The organism is Paenibacillus sp. P36 (genome assembly GCF_045866505.1).
In the GTDB taxonomy this organism is placed as follows: domain Bacteria; phylum Bacillota; class Bacilli; order Paenibacillales; family NBRC-103111; genus Paenibacillus_E; species Paenibacillus_E chondroitinus.
This window is the reverse complement of the sequence record NZ_AP038372.1, coordinates 2,097,236-2,114,824: the sequence shown is the minus strand read 5'-3', so window position 1 is coordinate 2,114,824 and position 17,589 is coordinate 2,097,236. Positions and strand designations below refer to the sequence as shown.

Genomic DNA, 17,589 nt, shown 5'->3' with positions numbered 1-17,589 from the left:
AACGTTATTTCGCAATCTCATCCGTTGCCTTAATGTTGCGCAGAATACTGACTTCAACCCTGCGATTTTGGGAGCGGCCTTCTGTTGTATCATTCGAGGCAATGGGGCGATACTCCCCATATCCGACTGAAGAGTACGAGGAAGGGTCGATTTTACCATTATTCAATAAGATTTTCATAAAATTAACGGACCGTTTAGCACTTAGATCCCAGTTTGTTTCAAAATCCGCGCGGTGAATCGGGATATTATCCGTGTGCCCGCCCACCTCAACCTGATAGCCCGGGTAATTCGCCAGCATGCCTGCGATGGAAACAGCCAGCTTCTGAGAATCTTGCTTCATGGTCGCAGAACCCGAGTCGAACAGCGCGCGATCACTAATGGTAATCGTCAGTTTCTCGTTATCCAGCTTCGTCGTTAGCTGCTCGTTCAACTGATTTTCTTTGATGAAAGCATCCATGCTTTTCTTCAGTTCTTCCAGATCCTTTTCTTCCTTTTGTAGCTTCGCGGCCAGTTGACTGTCCGTATGACTCGGCTCCTTCGGCGGCGGGTTCTGATTCTTGTTATTGTTCCGGGTAGAGCTCGCCGCGTCGTCAATCGGGATCAAATTAGATACCGCGAATGGCGCTTCTCCCCCCGTAAACGCATTATTCAAGGACCTCATAATCGAGTTATACTTCTTCGAATCCAACTGGCTGGATGCAAATAGAATGATAAAAAGAGCTAGAAGCAAAGTAAGCAAATCCGCATAGGGAATAAGCCAGGATTCATCAACGTGTTCTTCATGGTCCTCATGCTTCTTCTTTTTACTCACTGAGCGGCTTCCCCTTTCGCCTCTTCGTCATACGATGCACGGTCGCTGTTCGCTACGAAGATCATCATTTTTTGCTTCACAGAGTTGGCGGATACACCGGACTGAATGGATAGTAAACCTTCGACGATCATGAGTTTGATTTCAACTTCCTTCTTCGACTTCTGTTTCAGCTTGTTCGCGAAGGGGTGAAAAATAACATAACCAAGGAAAATCCCAAACATCGTGGCAACGAACGCAGCGGAAATCAAATGCCCTAGTTTCTCTACTTCGCTTAAGTTCCCAAGGGCAGCAATCAAACCTACAACGGCGCCAAGAACGCCAAGTGTTGGTGCATATGTACCGGCTTGCGTAAAAATTCCCGCATATTTCTTATGTCTTGCTTCCATTTCGGCAATATCCTCAAGCAGGACATCGCGTACGAAATCAGGATCATTCCCGTCAATAATGAGACGCATTCCGCTTTTCATAAAAGGATCCGACAGCTCTTCCGCTTGCTTTTCCAGGGAAAGAAGACCCTCACGGCGTGTGATGGATACCCATTCGATAAATGTATTGATCAGTTCTTTTTTAGGCATTAATTTTTGTTCGGTAAAAATAATTTTCAATAAAGTCGGAATCTTTTTTATTTCCTCTAAAGAAAACGCGATAAACAAGGCTGAAGCGGTTCCTCCGAAAATAATAAGCGCAGCCGCGGGGTTTAAAAGCGCCACCAAACTTGCCCCTTTTAACACCATGCCCACACCAATTGATATAAGCGCTAAAACAATTCCAATTAAAGATGATTTCTCCATATGCCGACACCCTCTTTTCTCTAGTCATAAAAGCCATGTAGCATGCATTCCATAATTCGACAAAAATACTGTCTTTGTACATAATGATAGGTTTATTTGCTATAAATTACAATCGTTTTCGAGAGAAAACTAGGACTATAGTCATGTATTTTTTGTGAAGTTCAAAGGGGAATGACGAAATCTGGCGTCTCTCTCTTACCTAATTTATACTTAAGGAGAGATAACTCCTGCTAAAATCGATATCAGCAAAATCTGAAGGAAGTTGGTATGATCTGGCAGCCTTTGTGGAAACGATAGAAAAGAAACAAGCAATCTTCATACATAAGGAGAGATGAACGTGGAGAAACGAATGTTCGGCCGGACGGGGCAGCAATTTCCGCTGCTCAGCTTTGGCGCACAACGCATCGTAGACGAGCATAACTGTACGGAAGACGAGGCTATTGCGATCGTGAATCGCGCGATTGACGAAGGTATCACTTATTTCGATACGGCGCCGAGTTATTCGAAAGGCCAATCGGAAGAAAGACTAGGCATAGCTTTGGCACTCCATGGCCGCAGAAACGATGTCTGGATTGCGACCAAAACAAACGACCGCACGAGAGACGGTTCTTTGAAGCTGCTCGAAGAGAGCCTGAAAAGACTGCAAACCGACCATGTGGAAGAATGGCGCTTGCACAATATCATGACAATGGAAGAACTGGACAAATGCTTTGCCAAAGGCGGTGCGTTGGAAGCGCTGATTGAAGCAAAAGACCAAGGCTTGATCAAGCATATCTCGATCAGCGGACACACGAATCCCCGTGTACAGCTCGAAGCCATCGACCGGTACCCGTTCGATAGCGCTCTTGTGGCTCTCTCTGCCGCCGACCACCTCGTATACAGCTTCGCGCATGAATTCCTGCCGAAAGCGAATGAGAAAGGCATTGCCGTGATCGGCATGAAAGTGATGGCGCTTGGCAAGCTTGCTCCGTGGTACGAAAAGGCGTTGCAATACACGTTCTCTCTACCGATTTCCACGTCCATCGTCGGCATGGAATCGATGGAGCAGCTGGAGCAGAACCTGGCTATCGCCAAGAGCTTCAAACCTATGACGGACCTTGAGCAGTTGTCCTTCCTGAAAGAGATCATGCATCTGGCCAATCCGGATGTCCTGCGTTGGAAATCAACCGACTGGGTGTCGGGGGAATGGTACGTTCGTTAGAAGGCGCACAAGGATAAACACCTTCGTCGTCCTTCTAGGACGATCGTGCTTGTCAAGGTAGATACGCAGCAAAAGTAAAGGAGCTAAGCGGCTTGAATGCGCTTAGCTCCTTTGCTTTTTGCGTCAATCGTTATGAAAGTGAAAGCCCCCGCCCGCACAATATCCACCTGCCGGAAGAGGTTCACGATACCTCATTCAATAATGAGTGCATAAACGATGCCTGGACCATGTACGCCAATGGTCAAATCGTTCTCGATATCTGCTGACCGGCTCGGGCCTGATATGAAATGGATGCCGGCCGGCCGCTCGCCTAAGGCAAGCTCGTCGAAAGGCCGCAGAACCTCGCCAAGCTTCGTCCGCAGACGCTCCACAGGGATGATCGCGATGAACGTCGTCGGGAGCAGACTAACGCTTCGGCCTCGCGTAGCGTCGGACGTGACGACTAACGAGCCCGTGTATGCGACTGCATGCTCGACAGCCACGATCCCGATATCTGCGCCGGCGGCCTTGGCGACCAGCTCATCTTTGGCCTCAGGGGTAGCGTCCTGCGCGTTCCACACGGTGATGTTCGTTTCCGTGCCGGCCGAGAGGCTAGCGCGCAGCGTTTCCAGCTCCGGCTGATCCTGCATGATCAGATTTTTGGCCTGCGTTTTAGCGATAAAATCCGTGATAAAAGCTTGCGCTTCTGCCATGCCCGACAACCGGAAGGTGTGTCCGCCTGCTTTTTGCCAGTTCGCCATGAAGAGCTGAATACGCTCCTCCAGCGGGAGGTTTACCTCCTCCCAAAAAGCTGGTGCCCCTTTCATCGGATGTGCCGGAGCGCTCTGGAGCGGCTTTGCCCGGCCCAGACGCGTCGAAATATTAGCAAAGAAGGATTCCTGCTTCTTGAGAGCTTCTTCGTGCAACTGCTGCAGAAATGCCGGATCTGATTTAGCCATGATGATGTCCTCCTCCGCCGTTTTTGCGATCAGCCACCAGTTTCTCCATACGTGCTTTCATGACCGCGTCCAGCTCAGGGAACGTTCCTTCCAGCTCTTGCTCGATGTCTTTCCACGACTCGCGGAATGTCTTGCTCGCCATACTAGGCGCATAACGATAGGAGTTCCAGCCTTTGAGCGGACCAATCCGCGCTTTGATATGGCCATCCCGAACGAGCAGCTTTTGACCAACTCGACCGAGTTTAATCAGCGCTTTCACCCGCTTGGCGTCGGACATGAGGAAGTTAAAGCCCTTCATCCCCACTTTCTCCGCTAAATCCGTCGAGCCCCGCTCTACTTTGCGTTGGCGGAGATAGACGAGCATATCGTGCAGCGGGATTTTGACCGGACAAGCCTCATAACACGCCCCGCAGAGGCTGGAGGCGTTGGCAATGTCGTCCCACTGGTCGACATTTTTGTTCAGAGCCGGCGTAAGCACCGCGCCGATAGGACCGCTGTAAACGCCACCATAGGCATGACCGCCGATATGGCGGTACACTGGGCAGGCGTTCAAGCAAGCGCCGCAGCGAATGCAATTCAGCAATTCCTGGAATTGCGGATCACCAAGCTGCAGAGAGCGGCCATTATCGAGGATGATGATATGCATCTCCTCGGGGCCATCGCCGTCCTGCTTGCGCTGCGGCCCGGAAATAACGGACATATACACCGTCAGTTTCTGGCCGGTTGCAGAGCGAGGCAGCAGTGTCGCCATGACCTCGAGATCGTCCAGCGTAGGAATGATGCGTTCCATCCCCATGTAGGTGATCTGTGTCTTCGGAATCGTGCTGACCATCCGCGCATTGCCTTCATTTTCAAAGAGCACCATCGAACCTGTTTCGGCAATGGCAAAATTACAGCCCGTCATCCCGATGTCGGCTTCGAGAAATTTCTCCCTCAGTTTTCTGCGTACGTATCCGGCCAAAATTCCCGTATCGGGCTCAAGCTTCTCTCCTGCGTCTTCAGACAGCAGATCAGCGATCTGGTACCGGTTTTTGTGAATCGCCGGGATAATGATATGCGACGGTGTTTCGCCAGCCAGCTGAATGATATATTCACCAAGGTCCGTCTCAATAGCTTCTACGCCGATTTGCTCCAGCGCACGGTTGATATGCAGCTCCTCGGAAACCATCGACTTAGATTTCACCGCGCTTTTCGCCTTCTTGTGCTCAGCAATCTGCATCGTTAGCTTAACTGCGTCCGCCGCATCGGCAGCGAAATGGACATGCACCCCTTGGGCCCTTGCATTTTCAACAAATTTGCCAAGATAGTAGTCGAGATGTGCAATCGTATGCAGCCGAATTTCTCGTCCGCGTTCACGCCACTCTTCCCAATTGCCATGCTCGGCTGCCGCAGCCAGCTTCCCATTCTTCAATCGTTCTGTCGTGAATTTCACCGCATTGCGCAAAAAATCGTTGTTCAGCGCAATTTTGGATCTTTCCTTCACCGTCCCGCCAGGTTTATGCTCGCTCATGGGCAAGTTTCACTCCCTCAGCCAATAATTCCGCCAGATGCATCACCTTGACAGGTTTTCCTCGAAACGATAAATTACCGGCAATATTCATTAAACAGCCCATATCGAGCCCAACGAGCACTTCGGCTTCCGTCTCCAGGACGTGGTCGGATTTCTCGGACACCATTGCCCCGGATATATCACACATTTTCACCGCAAAAGTACCGCCAAACCCGCAGCAATCCTCGGCATGAGGAAGCGGCAGCAGTTCTATGCCGCGAACATGCTGCATCAGCTGCATCGGTTCAGCCTTAACCCCCAGCAACCGGCTGCCATGGCAGGAAGGATGGTAGGTCACTTTGTGCGGGAATACGGCTCCCACGTCCGTAACCCCTAACACTTGCACGAGGAACTGCGTGAACTCATAGGTTTTCTCAACGAGCCGATTCGCGCGTGCTAGATTAACAGGGTCATTTTCAAAAAGCTTCGGATAATAATGGTGAATCATGCTCGTACAGGAACCCGAAGGCGATATGACAAAATCGCTGTCTTCAAAAGCCTCCAGCAGGGTCATGGCGGAGCCTCGCGCCTCATCCCAATAACCGCTGTTGAACGCGGGTTGGCCGCAGCAGGTTTGCTTCGCCGGGAAGTCTAGCTTGACTCCGTATTTTGCAAGTAAATGAACGATAGACTCGCCAACCTTGGGATAGACAAGATCGCTGAGGCACGTTATGAACATCGATACTTTCATGTTGCAGCTGACTCCCTTCCTGCATCGTTCCCCCCACAGAGGCAGGTGGTTATACAAAAAACCATCCTCAGTACGAAAGCGAACATACTGGAGATGGAAGGAACAATGTCTTTTACTCTTTATCTAATTGGATGACGTGAACCCCTTTCTCCCGAATACGGTCCACATCCTCCTTATTGGTTTGTCCGTCTGTGATCACATGCTTGATTTCAGGCCACGCCGCGACTTGTGTCAAAGACTGCATCCCGAATTTACTGTGATCGGCTAGCAGATATGTTTCATCGGCAATCGAGATCATTTTGCGCTTAATTAGCGCTTGTAGCTCATTCGATTCGCTGATGCCGCGTTGAATATGAACCCCTTTGCAAGAAAGGAATAGCTTATGGACGTGGTACATGTCCAGGGATCTCTCCGCTAGTGGTCCTACATAGGACAACGATTTGGGCGAGAGAAGTCCTCCCGTAGAAATCACTTGGATCTTCTCCTTGCCGCTAACCTCGAGCGCGACTTTCATCGAATTCGTAAGGATGGTCAGCTGCATATCCGGAATCAATTTGGCCATATACCAAGCCGTTGTGCTTGCATCCAAAATGATCCGGTCACCTTCGCGAATATGCGATACCGCTTCCTTCGCGATAGCGTTCTTGAAATCGGCGTGCTCCGTTTCCCTTTCCAGGAAAGGCACTTCCGACTGCGCTTCCTTTACACTCACAGCGCCGCCATGGCTGCGCATCAGCTTGCCTTCGCTTTCCAATCGATCCAAATCTCTTCGAATCGTCTCTTCCGTCACTTGACACAGCTCGCTGAGCTCCGTCACGCGAATGCTTCCTCTTTCATTCACCAACTGAACGATTCTCTGCCATCTTTCCGCTACCAGCATCGTCTTCCCTCATTTCATCCTCGATCGGGACGCCACCTGACAAAATGTTGCATACGCCGCCTGCCAACCCGCAGCATCCTCGGGGATGTACGTTTTGACCGGGAACGAATTCCGAATCAGCTTCCTGGCTTCGCGCAAATTCGCGATATACCCTAATGCTATCCATTGTACTACAAGGTTTCCTAAGGCACTACCCTCGACAGGACCTGCCCAAACCTCGCGCCCTGTAGCGCTCGCAGTGAATTGGCAAAGCAGCTCATTCTGAATGCCGCCGCCAACAATGTGAAGTCCAGGGTACGTAACACCCGTAAGCTGCTCGGTCCATTCCAGAACAAACCGATATTTGAATGCCAGGCTTTCTAAAATGCAGCGCGCGATTTCGCCTTCGGATTGCGGAACAACCTGCTGCGTATCCCGGCAATATTGCTGAATTTGCTTCGGCATATGCTGCGGATTAAGAAACATGTCGTCATCAGGATCAATGAAGGATTGAAAAGGTTTCGCTTGCTCAGCAAGCTTGACGAGAGCGGCAAAGCTGAGGTTTTTGCCTTCTTTATCCCACGTCCGTTTACACTCTTGGATCAGCCACAAGCCCATAATGTTCTTCAGCAAACGGTTCGTGCCATACACGCCGCCTTCGTTCGTGAAGTTCCAAGCCAAAGCTTGCTCCGTTAAGACTGGTTCCATCGTTTCTGTTCCCAACAGAGACCAAGTACCGCAGCTTAGGAAGGCAAAATGATCGTCCAGAGCAGGAACCGCAACAACGGCGGAAGCCGTGTCATGCTCGCCTACGGCAATGACAGGAATCGAAGCAACGTCAAGATCCGCGCAGATATCTTCAGTTAAGGCACCTACTCGCGTACCCGAAGGTACTGGATCCAGCAAGATGCCAGCCGGAAGATCAAGCTGATCAAGAAGCTCCGCATCCCACGCCTTCGTTGTGGCATTCAAGAGCTGTGTCGTCGTAGCGTTCGTGAATTCACTATGCTTTTCCCCAGTTAAGAAATAACGGAGCAAATCTGGAATCATCAACAACGTTTCAGCGCGTTCCAGCAGTTCCGGATTTCTTTCCTTGATTGCAGCAAGTTGAAAAATCGAATTAAATTGCAGAAATTGGAGCCCCGTTTTGGCATAAAGCTTTTCGCGTCCAACTTTTGCAAACACCTTTTCCATCGCATGGTCCGTCTGGTGGTCACGGTAATGATAAGGATTGCCCAGCAACTCGCCGTTTTTGGAAAGCAGACCGAAATCTACCGCCCAGGAATCAATCGCTAAACTTTCAATATCCGTATAACCTAGCTGCTTCGTCTGTAAAATGCCTTGTTTCAGTTCATGAAACAAGCGCAATATGTCCCAGTGAAGATGGTCGCCCACCTTCACTGGATCATTTGGAAAGCGGTGAACTTCCTCGATCGTCACTTGGCCCGCTTCAGAATCAAGGCGTCCGACGATCGCTCTGCCGCTGCTTGCTCCCAAATCAAAGGCCAGAACGCTTGAGGGTTTACTCACCAGCTCGCACCGCCTTTGCCGCGCACATTAATGCTTTCGTCGTAGCCGCTTTCCAGGTAAGCTTTCATCGGATCAACCGGTACGCCGATTTCTTCGCGAACCGCTTGCAGCAGCGGAGTGACGTCGAATTCGAACGCTTTACGAACCGCGTCTTCAGCACCAAGAACGTCTTGACTCTCTTGAGCGTCTTTCACTTCGTCCAGGTTAATGAGAAGCGCTTTTGCGTATTGCGTTTGAACGTTCAGCACAGAACGCAGCATCGCAGGAATTTTACGCTCGATATTGTGGCTTTGATCGATCATATACGCAATGTTGTTTGCAGCCTGGCGGATTTGCGGGTTTTTATCATTCGCCGCATCAATAATTTGGTAGAAAATTAGGAACAATTCGTATGGATTCACGGAGCCTACGATCAAATCGTCATCCCCATATTTGCGGGAATTGAAGTGGAAGCCGCCGAGTTTATTTTCATCTAACAAATAAGTCACGATGTGCTCAATGTTGGTACCCTGCGGGTGATGGCCTGTGTCTACAAGCACTTCTGCTTGAGGACCCAACTTGTTCGCCATGTTGAACGCCATGCCCCAATCCGCCAAATCCGTGTGGTAGAAGGCAGGCTCATAGAATTTGTATTCAATCAGCATGCGCATGTTTGGCGTCATTGCGTTGTACATCTCTTTGAGCGATTCATACATCCAGGTTTTGCGAGCGCGAATGTCAACTTGGCCAGGGTAGTTGGAACCGTCTGCGAACCAGAGGCTCAGGACATCAGAACCGACGGTTTTGGCGATGTCCACGCACTCCAGCAAGTGATCCGTCGCTTTGCGGCGAATCGCTGCGTTCGAATTCGTCACGCTTCCGAAGATATAATCATCTTCTTGGAAAAGATTAGGGTTCACCGCGCCTATGGAAACGCCCAAATCAGCGGCATGCTGCTTCAATTTCGCGTAATCGTCCACTTTGTCCCAAGGAATGTGGATCGCCACCGACGGGCAAGCACCCGTCAGTTTATGAACCTGCGCAGCATCTTCAAATTTCTCAAAAGGATTACGCGGCACACCATTTTGCTTGTACACTTTGAAGCGAGTTCCAGAATCCCCGTAACCCCAAGATGGAGTTTCTACTTTGAGGGCCTTCAGCTTGGCTTTTACAGTAGCCAGATCAATACCTCTACTTGCTTGCTGCTCTTCAAACAGTGCATATGCTTTATCACTCATCGGATAATAGCCTCCTTTTGGGTATGGAACGGATTAGCGGGTGAAAGCAGCTGGAACGCCGCCGTCAACGGTTATCATGCAGCCTGTCGTTTTCTCAGCTTTGGAAGATGAGAAGTACACGATGGCTTCTGCAACGTCTTTCGGGAAAATGTTAACAAGCAAAGTCGTTCTTTTGCGGTAGTGCTCTTCCAGTTGGTCTGGATCGATGCCGTAAGCCGCAGCGCGCTCATTGCGCCAGTTGGAATTCCAGATCGCGGAACCTTGCAGAATCGCATCCGGCAATACCGAGTTCACGCGAATACCGTATTCGCCACCCTCTGCTGCGATGCAACGCGCCAAGTGAATTTCAGCGGCTTTTGCCGTTGAATAAGCAGAAGCATTTTTACCTGCAAATACCGAGTTTTTGGAGCCGACGAATACCATGCTGCCGCCAACATTTTGTTTTTTCATAATTTTAAAAGCTTCTCTAGCTACCAGGAAATATCCTGTGCTGAGCACGTTCATGTTCAAGTTCCACTCTTTGAGGGATGTTTCATCAAAAGGACTCGATGTCGCAAGACCCGCGTTATTCACGATAACATCGATACCGCCGTAGCTAAGGATCGAATCGCGGTAAGCCGCTTCTACCTCTTCTTCTTTCGTTACATCCATTTTCACTGCAATGGCTCTGTTCTCGCCGTATTGCTCGTTCAGCTCGGCCGCTAATTTTTGTGCGCCTTCTAAATTCAAGTCAGCCAGCACAACATGCGCGCCTTCTTTGAGGAATTGACGAGCCGTTACGCTCCCGATTCCGCCTGCGCCGCCAGTGATGAAAGCAATTTTGCGGGAGAATTCCGCTTCAGCAGGTGCAAGTGTCAATTTGTATAATTCAAGCGGCCAGTATTCCACGTTGTAAGACTCATTTTCGCTCAAGGAAACGAAAGTTCCAAGTGCTGTTGCGCCTCTCATTACGGAGATTGCACGGTGGTAAAGCGCGCCGCTGACTTGCGCCATAGCCCAGCTTTTGCCTGTGTTAATCATCCCGATGCCTGGGATCAAAATAACGCGAGGAGCCGTTTCGAAAATAACGTCGCCTTCATTTTTGTTGCGTTCGAAGTACGCTTTGTACTCTTCTTTGTAAGCAGCAATGCCGGCTTGCAAAGCTTCCGTCAGGGAAGCGGCATCACGGGAATTCGGATTCCAGTCGATGTACAGCGGCTTCATTTTTGTATGAACCAAGTGGTCCGGACAAGCTGCTCCTACTTGAGACAAGACAGCTGCATCTTTGCTGTTAACGAATTTCAAGACATCGGCCGCGCTGTCAACTGTCAGGATCATTTTCTTCTCTTTGCTTACTGCACCGCGAACCGTTGGCAGCACTTGCGCCAAAATGTCGTTGCGCTCGGAATCGGACAAGGACTCGTATTTGGAGCCGCCGTACAAGTTGTCCTCTTGTACTCGCGCTTCGATAAAGCTTGCAGCTTCATTGATGATGGCAAGTGTTTTGAGGTAACTCTCCTCAGAAGTTTCGCCCCAAGTAACCAGACCGTGCTTCTCCATCAACACTAACTCAGCTTTTGGATTGTTTCTTACGCCTTCTGCGATCATTTTGGACAATGTAAAGCCAGGACGGACATAAGGTACCCATACGAAGCGGTCACCGTAGATTTCTTTCGCCAGCTCACGGCCATTGTGCGCGCAGCATAACGAGATAATCGCATCCGGATGCGTGTGATCCACATGTTTGAACGGTAAGAACGCATGCAAAAGCGTTTCAATGGAAGCACGCGGATGCTTGCTGTCGATCATACAGTTCACCAAGTACGCAACCATTTCCTCGTCGGACATTTCGTCTCTTTCGTACAAAGGACGGATGTCTTCCATCCGAAGACCTGTGAAATTCTTTGCTTTCATTGTCGCAAGGTCGGAACCGCTTCCTTTGACCCACATCACTTCAACATCACGGCCGCGGAAATCCTTCTCGATGGTTTTGTACGAAGTGTTGCCCCCGCCCCAGTTCGCAACAGCACGATCTGTTCCTAGTAAATTGGAGCGGTAAACCAATTCCTCCACACCTTTTGAAACGTTACTCGCCTTGTCTGCTTCCCACAAATTCGCAACCATAAGTACCCTCCTAAGTATAGGGATCTCTGAGCGCCGCCCAAAGTCTCTCCTCTTCACATCCCATGATGTGTTTTGTTTTTGATGGATTCATCGTATCACATCTTTGTTTATTTTTGAATCATTATTTTTATTTTTGTTTTTCTTTGCACCCGAGAGCCTTGTGGGATGGCTGGCGCTAGCTTGAAAAGCATCATAAAAAGCCTGGCGGCATGCTCCGCTAGGCTTTCGTATTAGCTGCTTTTCTAACCTGCCACCATTGCATCACGCTATTTCCATACTGCCACCTGCCACTTTATCTGCCAAAAACAAATCAAAAAAAAGCCTGGCGGTCACCCTCCGCCAGACTTAGGTATTAGCTACTTTTCTAACCTGCCACCTTCGCATCACGATATCTCCATACTGCCACCTGCTAGCTCATCTGCCAATAACAAATCAAAAAAAGCCTGGCGGTCACCCTCCGCCAGACTTAGGTATTAGCTACTATACTAACCTGCCACCATCGCATCACACTATCTCCACACAGCTATCTGCCACTTTATCTTAAGGGAACTCCAGTCTCTTATTTGGAGAAAAACAAGCTTTTTCTCCCTGATCGGGAACTACAGGGTCTTATGCAGCTTCCATGTCACTATTCTCGGAGAAAGCGGCAATATAGAGGACAGTAGTTCCCCTCAGAGATGAAAAATGCAAGATTTCTGCGAAATAGCACCCTGTAGTTCCCCCAGTGCAAATCCACCTGAATTTTCGTTGGACGAACTCCAATGAGCATTCACTTTTTACCGCAGAATCGGTAATCTCATTGGACAAAATCCAGTGAGGCTGCCACCTCGCCACTGTTTTCTGGACTTTACGAATGCTCTCATTGGAATTCATCCAACTAGAGCCCCATTTCGACCAACAAATACACCATTTGATTGGATTTCATCCAATAGAAACCACTCTTCTGCATGCTCCGCACAGTCTCCATCACTGTGCTCGCACCAATCGCCCTCCCGATCGGGCCTTCCCTTCCCAATTCACCAAAAAGATACCCACACAAATAAAAGCTCCACCCAAACCGACATACCAAGCGACCTTCTCACCAAGCAGCAGCCAGCTGGAGAGCAGCCCAAACACAGGCACCAGGAACAGGAACGCGCTTGTTTTGGCGGGATCTCCGCTGCGAAGCAAATAAAACCATAGGCAAAATTGGACAATCGATCCCATGATGATAAGCCAGAGCAGCACGACCACGGACATAGGCGTGAAGGTAAAATGCGGATGCTCCGTCAGCGCTCCCAGAAGTAGAAGCGCAATGCCTCCCGCAAGCATTTGATACGCAGCCAGCACCGTCATATCGAACCCGGCTCCCCACTGTTTAATAAGCAGCGTAGAGGCGGCAAAAAATATGGCGCCGAGGAAACCGATTAACATGCCTGCCTGAAAGTTCAGTTGTAATCCGAAGGTAACGACGACTCCGATAAAACCAAGGGCTACACCGAGCCATTGCCGCCCTCGATATTTGGCTCCCGTGAGGAAAGTGCCTAACACGATCACCAGCAGTGGGTTCGTACAAGTAATGATGGAAGACTCGCCTGAGCTAATCCAGTGCATGCTGTAGTAGGCACAGCCCATCACACCTGCTGATTGCAATAAGCCGATCAAGCCCGCTTTTCCCCACATTTTCAAACTTGTAGGCTGAGGCTTCTTCCTTACAATGAGCGCTAGTATGCCTCCCGCCAGAACAAAGCGAAGACCCATTAAAAAGAAAGGCGTCGAATAATCCAGCCCGACTTTGCCTACTGGAAATGCCACTCCCATAACAAAAGTCGTGACTATAATAAGTGTGATATATTTCATTTTGCTCATCCTCAAAAACCTCCATATCAACAAGATGATCTCATTGTATAGGAGGCTCGGGATTATGTATAATGATTACTATAGATACTTGAAATCATAAATAATGATAGCAAAAACATTCAAAAACACACAGGAGGTTCACAACGATGGAAAGCTCAGATTTGCGAGTGTTCCAAATGGTGGCCCGAGAAGGCTCCGTTACCAAAGCAGCAGGACGACTCGGTTATGTACAATCCAACATTACGGCCCGGATTCAACAATTGGAATCTGAGCTGCAAACGGTCCTCTTTGCCCGGCATAATCGAGGCATGTCCTTAACTTCTAGCGGTAAAACTTTGCTAACCTATGCGGATAAAATCATCGGTCTGCTCGATGAGGCGGTCGTGGCACTTTCTTCATCAGGCGAGCCCAGCGGTCCGCTTTTGATTGGTTCCACACAGACTGCTGCAGCGGTCCGTCTTCCCAAACTTTTTGCCTCTTATTATGCGCAGCATTCGAATGTGCAGCTCTCGTTAACAACAGGACACACGCAATTTCTGGTTGAAAAAGTTCTCCACTATGAGCTGGACGGCGCATTCATCGGTTGTTCCTGTACGCACCCTGATCTGCAGTCCATTCAGGCGTATGAAGAAGAATTGGTCGTCGCAGCGGGTCCGGGCGTTGCCAGCCTTCAGGAAGCTTTGACGAAGCCAGTTCTTGTTTTCACCACAGGCTGCTCCTATCGTGACGTTCTGGATCAGTGGTTGCAGTCCATTGGCATCACCCAACCGATCATGATGGAATTCGGTATGCTGGAAGCCATTATTGGCGGTATTTCCGCAGGATTAGGCATCTCGCTTATGCCAAAGGCCGTCATACAGAAGCATGAAGCGGAAGGGTTAATCCGCACTTTTGCGATTCCTCAGCATTACCGTTTTATCAAGACGGAATTTATTATGCGCAAGGATGCTTTTATAAGCAGCTCATTAAGCGCTTTTGTCGGTATGCTGCCGGGAGCCGTGGAGGCGTAAGCCGCTCAAATTTCTTCATAATCTGCAGGCTCATTTGGAGGCAAGGTGTCCATATCTCCCCACGGATCGCCATGCTCCATATCCTGTTCATCTTCGGCGACATTTTGGAGATCGCTGGCGTTAATTGTGATGATGGGATAATCGTGATGAGCCGCCACCTGCGCCGCTTGCTGTTTCATGAACTTCGGAGACCCTTCCGTATCCTCATCATAAACAAGAAGAATACCGTCCGAATTGCGCAGCAAGAACTTGTCCCGCTCCTTAAACTGCCAAGGGCCCTCATATTTCGTTTTTGTGATGCTATTGACGTAATTAGCCCGAGTTATAACGCTCGTATAGCTATTCTTTTTCTCGTCGCTCCACTTCTCTTCTTGCTCCAAAAAAGGCGTGATAACAGCCAATTTGAGCTCTGGGTAGGTGCTTGCTCTAAGGTCAAGAACAGCCTCCGCTGCCCACAGCTCAACGCCCCACCCGCCGCTAACTACAACCCATTCAAGTCCTTCTTCGATCAGCGGAGTGAGCCGCTTTTGGATCGCTTTTTTAATAATCGAAATACCTGGATGTTTTAATGAAAAAATGCCTAGCTCTGATGCTTTATATCCTGTCACTAATATTCTTTTCAAAAGAAGCACACCACCTTGATAACTCTTCCTACAGGGTAGCATAGAAAGATAACAATAGAAAGCAAAAAGAGCCGCCGGTTAACAACCGGACAGCTCTCTGCTCATAGCTTCAACAAGCCAAGGATAGGCTTGGCTCCCATTCACTTCGTGCTTGCCTTCGTACAAATGGAATCCCAACCGCTCAGCCGCACCGGCTTTCGTGTACTCGGCCTTCAATTGCTCGATCGCCACTTCCGTTGTAGCTATCGGGAAAATCCGATCCTGCCGGCCAGAAGCAATGAATAACGATCGTGGCGCAATCAGCCCCATTAAGTCAGGCAGCTCCGCATAAGCCAATGCACCTGGCAAGTAGTTGTCGATACAGTGCCGAAGATGCATAATACTACCCTTAAACGTATTCCCAAAAGCGCATAACACCGTAGCCTTGACGCGTTCATCCAGCGCAGCCAGGTAAGAAGCAACTAAGGCGCCACCCGAGAAGCCAAAGCAGCCTACGCTGTCACCTTCAACATCTTCGCGTGTCAGCAGATAGTCGATGGCCCGCTGCGCTTCATGCACACGCAGCCCCGCCAGCGATATGCCGTACAGCAGCAGATGAGAAGCGAGCGCTTGACAAGAGGAGTTGCCGACTTTGCCGTCCTTCAGCTCCTCGGCCAAGCGGCGATCGCCGAAACCGATAATTTCCGGCACCATCACGATAAAGCCGAGTTTCACTAATTCAAGGGCATAATTGCCGTGAGAATCCGGTTCCCCGGTATTTTCGCTGCCATCTGCGTTCATACCGGAAATCTGCCTGCTGCCGTAGCCATGCCCATGCAGGGCAATGACGGCGGTTGAACGCTCTTTTTTACCCTTGGGAATTAGCACGTAAGCAGGGACACGGAATCCCGCCACCGTTCCAAATTCGATTCGTTCCTGAATATGATGATCCCGTTCGATACGCTCGAGAAGAACAGGGCGAAGCTCATCCTTCGTCATCAGCCCTATGTCCAAAGAACTGGCCAGCCCTTGCTTAAGCCTTTCCCGGGTCTGTTCAGCACTCTCTTCCCTCATCTGCGCCAGACGTTTCTGCTCGTAGGAGAGATAGAGATTCTCCATGATAGCATCTGGATTCCACATACAGTCACCTCACCCTCATTTGTTAAAAAGTGACCAGTTTATCTACAGCCACAGGTTGTCCTGTGCGTAGGGAAATGTTACCTGCGATACCAGTAAGGATGGACATTGCGCCATCTACATGCGAAGCAGCTCTTTGGAAGCGATCGTCAGATGCTTTTTCGAAAATATCCCGCAGCAACACAGGGTCTCCGCCGCCGTGACCGCCAACGCCTTCTTCGATTTGAACCTGGTAAGGCGCCGCGAACATAGGGAATACTTTGATTGTTTTCTCCTTCAAAGCACCTTCGTCTTCCTTTTTGCCGCCGGAATTCACGTAGGATTGCTCAACAACTCTCATTTCAATACGGCCTTTGCTGCCGTTAATATGCACATTGAAGCCTTCCCATGGCATATAAGCGTTCAAAGAGTATGTCAGAATCGCTTTATTTTTGTAGCGGACCATAACGCCCATTGTGTCTTCGATGCTGATACCGTCGCCGAAAACGCTTTGATCGCGCTGATAGCCGTCTTCATGCTCCGCATTCAAATATAAGCCTTTGAGGTGCTCGTTTTTGTCCAAATGCAGTGCAAAAGGATCGTCTTTCGCATTTTCGTTGCCTGTCGCGCGTTGGTAGAACTTGGTTTCGCCGCGTTTCTCAGCATTTTCTCTACCATAGAACATCAATCCGCCCATTGCATATACAGTTTCAGGACGTGTCCCCAACCAGAAATTCACGAGATCGAAATGATGCGTCGATTTGTGCACAAGCAAACCGCCGCCATTGCGTTTATCCCGGTGCCATCTGCGGAAATAGTCCGCTCCATGCTGGGTGTTAAGCAGCCACTCGAAATGCACGGAATGCACATCGCCAATTGTTCCATCCATGATCAGCTCGCGGATTTTCGTATTGTGCGGGGCATAACGGTAGTTGAAAGTTACGCGAAGCTGGCGTCCTGTCCGCTTGATAGCATCTAGAATCTCTTGACATTTCTCTTCATCCACCGTCATCGGTTTCTCCGAAATGACATCGCAACCCATCTCCATCGCTTTAATAATGTAGGTGTGATGCGTGCGATCAACGGAAGTTACAATCACATAATCCGGCTTTTCTCTGCGGATCATCTCTTCGAATTCATGAGCTTTATAAGTAGGCACAGCTTTGTATTCGTATTTTTTTTGCAGCAAACCGTTTGTAAAGTCCATTCTCGTTTGATTGATATCACAGATTGCAACAAGTTCAGATGTATCTTGGAAATCCCTTACAATAGCGCCATAGAAAAATTCAGCACGTCCTCCGGTGCCAACAACTGCATAACGTTTTTTCATAA

Annotated in this window: 15 protein-coding genes; 2 read left to right on the top strand and 13 right to left on the bottom strand. The window is 49.4% G+C overall.

From position 1 onward, the window contains the following. Positions 1-4: 4 nt before the first annotated feature. Together motB and motA are read right to left on the bottom strand one after the other, a co-directional pair. Positions 5-811, bottom strand: a complete 807-nt coding sequence (gene motB / locus ACKTT9_RS09635; protein WP_407871370.1) for a flagellar motor protein MotB — start codon at positions 809-811, stop codon at positions 5-7. Further along, positions 808-1,602, bottom strand: coding sequence for a flagellar motor stator protein MotA (motA, locus tag ACKTT9_RS09630; protein ID WP_127457824.1), 795 nt, complete (start codon positions 1,600-1,602; stop codon positions 808-810). Before motA ends, motB begins: the two co-directional genes overlap by 4 nt. A 331-nt stretch (positions 1,603-1,933) precedes the next feature. On the opposite strand from motA, the gene ACKTT9_RS09625 reads away from it, so the two are divergent. Continuing rightward, complete coding sequence (locus ACKTT9_RS09625; protein ID WP_407871369.1) at positions 1,934-2,803, top strand: aldo/keto reductase; 870 nt, start codon at positions 1,934-1,936, stop codon at positions 2,801-2,803. Between the two features lie 191 nt (positions 2,804-2,994). On the opposite strand, the gene ACKTT9_RS09620 is transcribed toward ACKTT9_RS09625, so the two are convergent. The 8 genes from ACKTT9_RS09620 to ACKTT9_RS09585 all read right to left on the bottom strand — a co-directional run bounded on the left by ACKTT9_RS09620 (position 2,995) and on the right by ACKTT9_RS09585 (position 13,538). Beyond that, positions 2,995-3,741 (bottom strand): lactate utilization protein C, encoded by a 747-nt coding sequence (locus ACKTT9_RS09620; protein ID WP_407871368.1) that lies wholly within the window; start codon positions 3,739-3,741, stop codon positions 2,995-2,997. Continuing rightward, complete coding sequence (locus ACKTT9_RS09615; RefSeq protein WP_407871367.1) at positions 3,734-5,251, bottom strand: LutB/LldF family L-lactate oxidation iron-sulfur protein; 1,518 nt, start codon at positions 5,249-5,251, stop codon at positions 3,734-3,736. The genes ACKTT9_RS09620 and ACKTT9_RS09615 overlap by 8 nt, the downstream gene beginning before the upstream one ends. Continuing rightward, a complete protein-coding gene (locus ACKTT9_RS09610) occupies positions 5,238-5,981 on the bottom strand; it encodes a (Fe-S)-binding protein (protein WP_407871366.1) in 744 nt (247 codons plus the stop codon). The genes ACKTT9_RS09615 and ACKTT9_RS09610 overlap by 14 nt, the downstream gene beginning before the upstream one ends. 112 nt (positions 5,982-6,093) lie before the next feature. After that, on the bottom strand, positions 6,094-6,861 hold the full coding sequence (locus ACKTT9_RS09605) for a DeoR/GlpR family DNA-binding transcription regulator (protein WP_127457829.1): 768 nt from the start codon (positions 6,859-6,861) through the stop codon (positions 6,094-6,096). A gap of 9 nt (positions 6,862-6,870) precedes the next feature. Beyond that, positions 6,871-8,373 (bottom strand): rhamnulokinase, encoded by a 1,503-nt coding sequence (gene rhaB, locus ACKTT9_RS09600; protein ID WP_407873000.1) that lies wholly within the window; start codon positions 8,371-8,373, stop codon positions 6,871-6,873. Beyond that, a complete protein-coding gene (gene rhaI / locus ACKTT9_RS09595) occupies positions 8,367-9,587 on the bottom strand; it encodes an L-rhamnose isomerase (protein ID WP_407871365.1) in 1,221 nt (406 codons plus the stop codon). The genes rhaB and rhaI overlap by 7 nt, the downstream gene beginning before the upstream one ends. A 33-nt stretch (positions 9,588-9,620) precedes the next feature. After that, complete coding sequence (locus ACKTT9_RS09590; protein ID WP_407871364.1) at positions 9,621-11,690, bottom strand: bifunctional aldolase/short-chain dehydrogenase; 2,070 nt, start codon at positions 11,688-11,690, stop codon at positions 9,621-9,623. Between the two features lie 966 nt (positions 11,691-12,656). Then, positions 12,657-13,538, bottom strand: a complete 882-nt coding sequence (locus ACKTT9_RS09585; protein WP_407871363.1) for a DMT family transporter — start codon at positions 13,536-13,538, stop codon at positions 12,657-12,659. A gap of 137 nt (positions 13,539-13,675) precedes the next feature. On the opposite strand from ACKTT9_RS09585, the gene ACKTT9_RS09580 reads away from it, so the two are divergent. Then, positions 13,676-14,539 (top strand): LysR family transcriptional regulator, encoded by an 864-nt coding sequence (locus ACKTT9_RS09580; protein ID WP_407871362.1) that lies wholly within the window; start codon positions 13,676-13,678, stop codon positions 14,537-14,539. Between the two features lie 5 nt (positions 14,540-14,544). Here the strand turns inward: ACKTT9_RS09580 and ACKTT9_RS09575 are convergent, their stop codons facing one another. From ACKTT9_RS09575 to ACKTT9_RS09565, 3 genes are read right to left on the bottom strand one after another with little or no spacing between them, the layout of a single operon-like run. Continuing rightward, positions 14,545-15,204 carry a DUF1273 domain-containing protein gene (locus ACKTT9_RS09575; protein WP_407871361.1) on the bottom strand — a complete coding sequence of 220 codons (660 nt, stop codon included), beginning with the start codon at positions 15,202-15,204 and terminating at the stop codon, positions 14,545-14,547. 36 nt (positions 15,205-15,240) lie between these two features. Then, a complete protein-coding gene (locus tag ACKTT9_RS09570; protein WP_407871360.1) occupies positions 15,241-16,281 on the bottom strand; it encodes a dienelactone hydrolase family protein in 1,041 nt (346 codons plus the stop codon). A gap of 22 nt (positions 16,282-16,303) precedes the next feature. Continuing rightward, positions 16,304-17,587 (bottom strand): Gfo/Idh/MocA family protein, encoded by a 1,284-nt coding sequence (locus ACKTT9_RS09565; protein WP_157322866.1) that lies wholly within the window; start codon positions 17,585-17,587, stop codon positions 16,304-16,306. Positions 17,588-17,589: the final 2 nt, after the last annotated feature.